Below are 8,399 nucleotides of genomic sequence, written 5' to 3'. Positions count from 1 at the left end.
GGCGGCCATGGAGAGCCCCGCGACCGCGCTCATCACCCCCATGGCGGCGTACACCAGACCGGCCTGGTCGCCCTCGCCGAGCCGCTCGGTGAACGCGGTGATGCCCGCCTGGCACGCCCCGAACATCGCGCCCTGGAGGGCGAGGGAGGCGTACAGGGCGTACACGGAGCGGGGCATGCGGACGCGGGCACGCGCGGGCGGGGCGTCCGGCTCGGGAAGCGCGGCGCCGCCCGTCACCCGGGCCGTCGGGTGCAGCGCGAACGCCGAGCCGCACCCGGCCACCAGCAGCGCGGCGGCGCCCAGGGCGTGGGCCGGATGGGCCAGTACCGCCGCCACGCCGACCAGGGCCGGGCCGAGCACGAAGGAGATCTCGTCGAGAGTGCTCTCGAAGGACAGGGCGGCGCCCACGGTCGGCTCCGGGGCGTCCGCGCGCCGGGCGAGGGCCACCAGCCGGACCCGGGCCAGCGGACCGATCAGCGGCACGCTGGCGCCCGCCACCGCGCCGAGGGCGGCCAGCACGGGCGTCGGCAGCCCGGCGAGCGCGCCGGCCACGAGCGCGGCGATCGCCAGGGCGTTGACCGCGCTGAAGACGAGGACGACCGTGCGCTGGCCGCGCCGGTCCGCGAGCCGCCCCACCAGCGGGCCGCACGCCACCTGTCCGACGGCGAGCGCACCGCCGGTCAGTCCGGCGGCGGCCAGCGAGCCGCTGGTGCGGGCGACGAGCAGGACGCTGCCGAACTGGATGGTGGCCGTCGGCAGCCGCCCCAGGAAGGACACGACCGGCAGCAGGGGGCCGGACAGCCCCACGACCTCCCGGTACGTCCGCAGTGTGCGGTTGCGCCGCCCCATGTCCGCCGTGCTCCGTGTGCTGGCCATCGCTCGACGCTAGCCACGCGCGCGTGTGCCCGGGGATGGGCTGATGACACGAAAGGCGGCGAGGCGGGTACGTAGCTTTCCATGACACCTGAGCGACCCGACCCGGTGCCCACGTCCCTCCCGGCCCCGTCCGCCCACTCCGCTCCCCTCGCCACGTACCGGGTGCAGTTGCAGCCCGGGTTCCCGTTCGCGGCCGCGGCGGCGGCCGTGCCGTACCTCGCCTCGCTCGGCGTGACCCATCTGCACCTGTCCCCCGTGCTGGAGGCCGTCCCGGGCTCGCTGCACGGCTACGACGTGGTCGACCCCGGGCGGGTGCGCGAGGAACTGGGCGGCGAGGACGGGCTGCGGGACCTGGCCCGCACCGCGCGGGAGCACGGTCTCGGGCTGGTCGTGGACATCGTGCCGAACCACATGGCGATGTCCCCGCGACACAACCGCGCCCTGTGGGAGGTGCTGCGGGAGGGGCCGAAGTCGCCGTACGCGCGGTGGTTCGACATCGACTGGGAGGCGCAGGGCGGCCAGGTGCTGCTGCCGGTGCTCGGCGCGCCCGTCGGCGAGGTGCTGGAGCAGCTGCGGGCCGACGGCGACGTGCTGCGCTACCACGACCACGTCTTCCCGCTGCGCGAGGGCACCGGGGACCTGCCGCTGCCGCAGCTCCTGGACGCGCAGTGGTACCGGCCCGTGTGGTGGCGGCTGGCCCGCACGGAGCTGAACTACCGGCGCTTCTTCAGCATCTCCGAGCTGATCGGGGTGCGGGTGGAGGACCCGGAGGTGTTCGAGGCGACGCACGGCACGATCCTGCGGCTGCTGGGCGAGGGCGTCGTCGACGGGCTGCGCGTCGACCACCCCGACGGCCTCGCCGACCCCGACACCTATCTGGCGCGGCTCCACGAGGCGAGCGGCGGCCGGTGGACGGTCGTGGAGAAGATCCTCGCGGACGGGGAGCGGCTGCCCGCGGCCTGGCCCGTCGCGGGAACGACCGGCTACGACGCCCTGCGGCACGTCGACGGGCTCTTCACCGACCCGACGGGGTACGGGGAACTCCTCGGCCGGTACCGGGCGTTCGCCGCGCCGGAGCCGGACCGGGGCGGGGACTGGGCGGCCACGGTGCGGCGGGCGGCGTACAAGGTGCTCACGCACGAGCTGGCCACCGAGACGGACCGGCTGACCCGGGTGGCGCACCGGCTGTGCGTCGCCTCACCGGACGCCGCGCTGCGCGACCGGGCGCCGTGGGCGCTGCGCACCGCGCTGCGCGAGCTGCTGGTCCGGATGGAGGTGTACCGGCCCTACACGTCGGTGGACGCGGCGTCGGTCGTCACCGAGGAGGCGGCGGCCGAGGCCCGGCACGCGTTCGCGGTGCCGGAGGAGGCCGGCGCGGTGGACGTGGTGCGGGGCCTGCTGCTGGGACGGTTCGGTGACGGGCCGGACCACGTGGAGTTCCGGACGCGGTTCGCCCAGACGGCGTCGGCGCTGCGCGCCAAGTCGGTCGAGGACACGGCGTTCTACCGCTATGTGCCGCTGCTGTCGGCGACCGAGGTGGGCGGGAACCCGGGCTCCCCGGCGGTGTCGCCGGAGCTGTTCCACGCGTACTGCGCGCGCGTGCAGCGCGACTGGCCCACCACGGGCACGGTCGTGTCGACCCACGACACCAAGCGCAGCGCCGACGTACGTGCCGCGCTGGCGGTGCTCACCGAGTGCCCGGAGCGCTGGGCGGAGGTGCTGGCGGAGGTCACCGGCGGCGAGGGGGTGCCGGACGGGCAGTTGGCGTGGGCGGCCTGGCAGACGGTGTTCGGGCTGGGGCCGGCGGACGCGGGGCGCGTGGAGGAGGCGCTGCTGAAGCATGTGCGCGAGGCGGGCATGTACACCAGCTGGACCGAGCAGGAGCCGGCGTACGAGGAGGCGGTGGCCCGGTTCGTGGCGAAGGGGCCGTGCGGCGCGCCCGGCGAGCGGGTGGCCGCCTTCCGGGCCGCGCTGGAGCCGCACATCCGGGCCAACGTCCTCGGCACGGCCCTGACCCACCTCACGATGCCGGGCGTGCCGGACCTCTACCAGGGCACCGAGGGCGAGTACCGGGCGCTGGTGGACCCCGACAACCGGCGCCCCGCGGACTTCCCGCCCGCCGCGCCGGGGGACAAGGACGCGGTGACCCGGGCGGCGCTGGCGCTGCGGGCGCGGCGGCCCGAGGCGTTCGGCGACACGGCGACGTACGAGGCGCTGCCCGCCGACGGTCCCGCGGCGGCGCACTGCGTGGCGTTCGTCCGCTCCGGCCGGGTCCTGACGGCCGTGACGCGGCTGTCCCTGCGGCTGGCGGAGTCGGGCGGCTGGCGCGGGACGACGCTCACGCTGCCACCGGGCCGCTGGTCCGACGCGTTGGCCCCCGGCCGCGAGTTCGAGGGCCACGCACGCGTGGAGGACCTGCTCACGAACCTGCCGGTGGCGCTGCTGGAACGGACAGACTCACCCACGCAGACGGGCTGACGGGCCCACACCGGCCGGCTCCCGCGGGAGCCGGCCCGCCACCGCACCCATCGCCTCGCAGACGTCCGCCTGCGCCCGTCCCCCAGCGGCGCCCGAGGCCGGCCACGTCGAGCGGAGCACGTCGACGAAGGCCTCGGCGGCGCCGGTCGGGGGGACGCGGGAGAAGACCGTCATCGGCCGCCGCCACGGCGGGTCGGGCGTCAGGACCACGCAGTCCTCGCCGACCGCCCCGCCCACGATGTGCGACGGCGCCGTGCACACCCCGACGCCGGCGGCGGCCATCCGCACGGCCGTCGACGTGTGCTCGGTGAAGACGGCGGTGTGCGGCCGGAACCCCGCCCGTCCGCACACCAGGTCGAGGAAGCGCTCGCCCTCGACCACGGGCTCCATGGCGCACCGCACCCAGGGCCGGTCCGCGAGTTCCGGCAGCGTCACCGTCGTACGGCCCGCGAAGCGGTCGTCGAAGGGCACCACCAGGACGATCTCCTCCTCCCCGACCGGGACGACGGTGCCGGGCCAGTCGCGGGGCGCCGGTCCGACGGCGAGGTCGGCCGTGCCGCGCTGGACCTCCTCCTCCAGCGCCTCGGTCGTCGCGTACTCGTGGAGGTGCAGCAGGACGCCGGGGTGCGCGGCGCGCCAGCGGGCGAAGACGCCGGGCAGGACGCCGACGGCGATCGAGTGCACGGCCGCGACGTGCAGCTCCCCGCCCTCGGCCCCGGCGGCGGCGCGGGCCGCGCGGCGGGCCTGGGCGGCGCTGCGGACGGCGAGTTCCGCGTGCGGCCGGAAGGCGCGGCCCATCGGCGTCAGGCGCACCCCGCGCGGCATGCGCTCCAGGAGGGCGCCGCCGACCGACCTCTCCAGGGCCTTGATCTGGTGGGACAGGGCGGACTGCGTGACGTGCAGGGTCTCGGCCGCCCGGGTGAACGACGCCTCGTCGACCACGGCCATGAAGTACTCCATCTGACGCAGACTCATCCCCGCTCCTCCCCCGGCCCGCACCGCACGCCGCCATGAACGTCCTGCATCGAAGCCACAAGAACATTGCCTTGGACTCATGGCAAGTGCCGGGCGGAGGCTGGGGACATGAACACACACGACGTGATCGTCATCGGCGGCGGCACCGGCGGTTACAGCACCGCGCTGCGTGCCGCGGCCCTGGGGCTCGACGTCGCCCTGGTCGAACGCGACAAGGTCGGCGGAACGTGCCTGCACCGCGGCTGCGTCCCGAGCAAGGCCATGCTGCACGCCGCCGAACTGGTGGACGGCATCGCCGAGGCGCGGGAGCGCTGGGGCGTGAAGGCGAGCCTGGACGGTGTCGACTGGCCGGCGCTGGTCGCCACCCGCGACGACATCGTGGCGCGCAACCACCGGGGCGTGGAGGCGCATCTCGCGCACGCGGGCGTGACGGTGCTGCGGGGCAGCGCGCGGCTCACGGGACCGCGCTCGGTACGCGTGGACGGCGGCCCCGCCCTCACCGCGCGCCGCGGCATTGTGCTGGCCACCGGTTCACGCCCGCGCACGCTCCCGGGGCTCGACCCGGACGGACGGCGCGTGGTGACGAGCGACGACGCGCTGTTCGCGCCCGGGCTCCCGGCGTCCGTGCTGGTCCTGGGCGGTGGCGCGATCGGCGTCGAGTACGCCTCGTTCCACCGTTCGATGGGCGCGGAGGTCACCCTCGTGGAGGCCGCCGACCGGATCGTGCCGCTGGAGGACGCGGACGTGAGCCGCCATCTGACCCGGGGTCTGAGGAAGCGGGGCGTCGACGTCCGGGCGGGTGCGCGGCTGCTGGACGCCGAAATCCTGGGCGACGGCGTCCGCGCCCGGGTGCGCACGGCGCGGGGCGAGACCGTCGCCGTGCACGCCGAGCGGCTCCTGGTGGCCGTCGGCCGCGTACCGGTCACCGACGGGCTGGACCTGGGCGCGGCGGGCCTCGGCACCGACGGGCGCGGCCATGTCGTACCGGCGGACTGGGACCGGCTGGAGACGGCCGTGCCCGGGGTCCACGTGGTGGGCGACCTGCTGCCGCCGCCGTCGCCCGGGCTGGCCCACGCGTCCTTCGCGGAGGGCCTGCTGGTGGCCGAGACGCTGGCGGGCGTGCCGTCCGCGCCGGTGGACTACGCGGCCGTGCCCCGGGTGACGTACTCGGCACCGGGGACCGCCGCCGTGGGGCTGAGCGAGGCGGAGGCACGCGCGCGTGGCCATGAGCCGGCGGTCAACGTGATGCCGCTGACGGCCGTGGCCAAGGGGATGGTGCACGGGCAGGGCGGGATGGTGAAGGTCGTCGCCGAGGCGGGCGGCGGGCGGGTGCTCGGGGTGCATCTGGTCGGCCCGCACGTCTCGGAGATGATCGCCGAGAGCCAGTTGATCGTCGGCTGGGACGCCGAGCCCGCCGACGTGGCCCGGCACGTCCACGCCCACCCCACCCTGTCGGAGGCGGTCGGCGAGGCGTTCCTGACCCTGGCGGGCCGCGGGCTGCACCAGCAGTGACGGCGGCCCGCCGGCCACCGGCCTCCCGGTCACCGGGCGCCCGGCCACCGGCCCGCCCGGCTCACCCCCGCACGCCGCCCCGCACGCCGCCCCGCGCACCGTCCCGTGGCTCGTCCCGCGGGCCCTCTACGGCATCGTCGTCCAGGGCGAAGACCGCTCCCGTCCGTGCCGTCATGACGCAGATGCTGGGGAAGGTCCGCGTGTACTCCACCGCCCGTCCGCGCCACTGCCCCCGGGCCTCGGCGGTCACCGGGGCGTAGACCATCGGGCAGTACGTGTCCCGCAGCGGGATGCGGCCGAGGTCGCCGTCCGCCGCGGCCAGCTCCGCGCACGCCTCGGCCGCGCGGGCGTGGCCCCGGGGCGGGTCGCACCGGAGCATGGCGCGACGGGGGGTGCCGGTGGTGGCGTCGCCGCGGGTGACCGTGACCTGGAGCCAGTCGTTCCCGGGCTCCGGCTGTCCGGTCGCCGTCGCGGGGGCCGCGCCGAGGGCGAGGAGGGCGGCGGTCAGGAGGAGGCCCGTCCGGGCCGCCGCGGCCGTGATGATGTGGGTCATTCCCGGTGCATCGGCACGGCGGGCGCGGAGCCCCAGCCCGGCTCACCCGAACGGGAGACCGCGCTCGTGCGCCGCCCGGCCAGTTCGAAGGCGGCGAGCACGACGCGGGTCTGGTACTCGACCTGGCGGGCGACCGGTATCCAGTGGGCCGCGCAGCCGTCGCGGTAGTCGGCGCACCACTCGTCGACGAGCCGGTCCAGCTCCGGCAGTACGCCTGCCGGATCGTTTCCGCTCCGGGTCACCAGCTGGTGCAGCAGGCCCGCCGTGCGCAGGGCGAGACGCCGGCCGGCGATGCGCAGGGCGACCAGGTGGGCGGTGCTCATCGGCGGCAGCGGACGGCCCGTCCCGTCGTCGGCGTCGGGGTCCCAGGCGTCGGCGAGGCGGGGGCAGACCAGCAGGTAGTCGTCGACCGGCGCGAGCAGGCGGGCCGCGTCGGGGCTGCCCACGGTGTACGGCCGGAGCCGGGCGAGGAGGCGGTGCAGCCGGCGGGTGTCGCGGCGCAGGGTGCGGCTCACGGAGCGCAGCACCGCGTCCCGGTCGGCGGGCGGTGAGTCGTCCTCGACGGCCGCCACGCCCCACATGGGCGCCTCGACGACCGCGGTGACGGTGTCGTACCGCCGGGGGTGGGACCAGGTCGAGTCGACGGCGGCCTCGGTGATGGCCTGGGTCAGGTCGCCGTAGCGGGGCGGCGGTATCCGGTAGAGGGCGGGGCCGAGGCCGGGCCAGTACAGGGTGTCGTAGGAGCCGAGCTCACGGGGGATGCCGAGGCGGCTCGCGGTGTGGGCCATGCGCTGGGCGAGGCCGGGCAGGTCGTGGGTCAGTTCGGCGAAGCCGCCGCCGACGTCGACGCCGTGCAGGGAGCAGTGCAGGAAGGGCCGCAGTTCGTCCTGGAGCGCGAGCAGGGTGCGGGTCTCCGGCAGCACGGCGTGGTCGGGGCCGTCGGGCAGCCACTCGGGTTGCTCCAGGAAGCCGGGCCGGAAGAAGTTCCGCGCGTAGCGGCCGAGGGTGTACGGGCCGGAGAGCCAGCCCTCGTTGCGGCGCAGGCCGTCGGGGTCGGCGCACAGCAGCAGGTTCCAGGTGGCGTCGGCGCCCTCGGTGAGCCGCGGGTCGGCGAGGGTCCGTTCGGCCAGCCGCAGCACGGTGGCGCCGCCGACGGGCTCGTTGGCGTGGGGTCCGGCGACGACGAGGGCCTGGCGGGTGCCGTGTCCGACGGAGAGCAGCAGCAGGGGCGTGCCCTCCCGGGAGGTGCCGACGCGGCGCAGCCGGGCGTCCCGGGGGTGGCGGGCGACGAGTGCGGCGGCCCGGGCGCCCAGCTCGTCCACGGTCGGGTAGCGCAGGAGGGGCGGCAGGGCACACCTCCACGATGGGAGCCGTCGGTTCACCTGACGTGCGCGGTGTACGCACAGTCAGTCACGACTTCATGGGTACGTCAACACCAGGAAGAGCAAAGGGATTCGGGCCACGAGACGACGCACGACACGGGGTGAAGCCCAGGCCAGAGCTGTGCGGGGGGTCAGTCGACGGCGAGGCGGAACGCCATCTGGCCGAAGCCGATCTGGTCGCCCTCGCGGACCACGGCGGCGCCGATGACCCGCCGTCCGTTCACCGTGGTGCCGTTGGTCGAGCCGAGGTCGCGCAGCACCCACATGCCGCCCTGGCGGACGAGTTCGGCGTGCACGCGGGAGACCGTCTCGTGCGTCAGCCGCAGCCCGTTCGCCGGGTCGCGCCCTATGCGCAGCGGATGGCCGGTGCCGGGGTGCGGCAGCAGCAGCTTGGGCAGCCGCTCGGCCTGCCAGGCCCGGCGCAGCCGGACGCCGAAGCCGGACACGGCCTCGACGGTGCCGAACACCACGCGCGAGACCCTGCCCTCCGTGGGCAGGTCGGCGGTGAGCGCGGCGAGTTCGTGGGAGTGGTGGGCGGCCAGCGCCAGTTCCATGCGGCGCACGAAGGTGTCGTGCGACAGGCGGCCCAGGGCGACGCCGTCCCGGAGCACCTTCAGCGCCTA

Annotated in this window: 6 protein-coding genes and 1 pseudogene; 2 read left to right on the top strand and 5 right to left on the bottom strand. The window is 76.1% G+C overall.

Features of this window, described 5'->3' with window-relative positions:
- On the bottom strand, positions 1-876 hold an 876-nt coding region (locus tag GTW67_RS18120), incomplete at its 3' end, for an MFS transporter (RefSeq protein ID WP_346010683.1).
- 81 nt (positions 877-957) lie between these two features.
- Between GTW67_RS18120 and treY the strand changes: the two genes are divergently transcribed.
- Complete coding sequence (treY, locus tag GTW67_RS18115) at positions 958-3,354, top strand: malto-oligosyltrehalose synthase (protein ID WP_161165869.1); 2,397 nt, start codon at positions 958-960, stop codon at positions 3,352-3,354.
- Here the strand turns inward: treY and GTW67_RS18110 are convergent.
- Complete coding sequence (locus GTW67_RS18110) at positions 3,334-4,329, bottom strand: LysR family transcriptional regulator (RefSeq protein ID WP_161165868.1); 996 nt, start codon at positions 4,327-4,329, stop codon at positions 3,334-3,336. The two genes, treY and GTW67_RS18110, sit on opposite strands and share 21 nt — an antisense overlap.
- 108 nt (positions 4,330-4,437) lie before the next feature.
- On the opposite strand from GTW67_RS18110, the gene lpdA reads away from it, so the two are divergent.
- The gene (lpdA, locus tag GTW67_RS18105) at positions 4,438-5,841 is read left to right on the top strand and encodes a dihydrolipoyl dehydrogenase (RefSeq protein WP_161165867.1); all 1,404 of its coding nucleotides are present in this window, start codon (positions 4,438-4,440) and stop codon (positions 5,839-5,841) included.
- A 61-nt stretch (positions 5,842-5,902) separates the two neighbouring features.
- Here the strand turns inward: lpdA and GTW67_RS18100 are convergent, their stop codons facing one another.
- From GTW67_RS18100 to GTW67_RS18090, 3 genes and pseudogenes are all read right to left on the bottom strand, one after another.
- Positions 5,903-6,394, bottom strand: a complete 492-nt coding sequence (locus GTW67_RS18100; protein WP_161165866.1) for an SSI family serine proteinase inhibitor — start codon at positions 6,392-6,394, stop codon at positions 5,903-5,905.
- Complete coding sequence (locus GTW67_RS18095; RefSeq protein WP_161165865.1) at positions 6,391-7,716, bottom strand: M14 family zinc carboxypeptidase; 1,326 nt, start codon at positions 7,714-7,716, stop codon at positions 6,391-6,393. Before GTW67_RS18095 ends, GTW67_RS18100 begins: the two co-directional genes overlap by 4 nt.
- Before the next feature lie 191 nt (positions 7,717-7,907).
- A pseudogene (locus GTW67_RS18090) lies at positions 7,908-8,399 on the bottom strand (FHA domain-containing protein); the annotation flags it as partial.

The sequence above is a fragment of the Streptomyces sp. SID5910 genome, assembly GCF_009862125.1.
In the GTDB taxonomy this organism is placed as follows: domain Bacteria; phylum Actinomycetota; class Actinomycetes; order Streptomycetales; family Streptomycetaceae; genus Streptomyces.
This window is presented reverse-complemented; position numbering and strand designations above follow the sequence as displayed.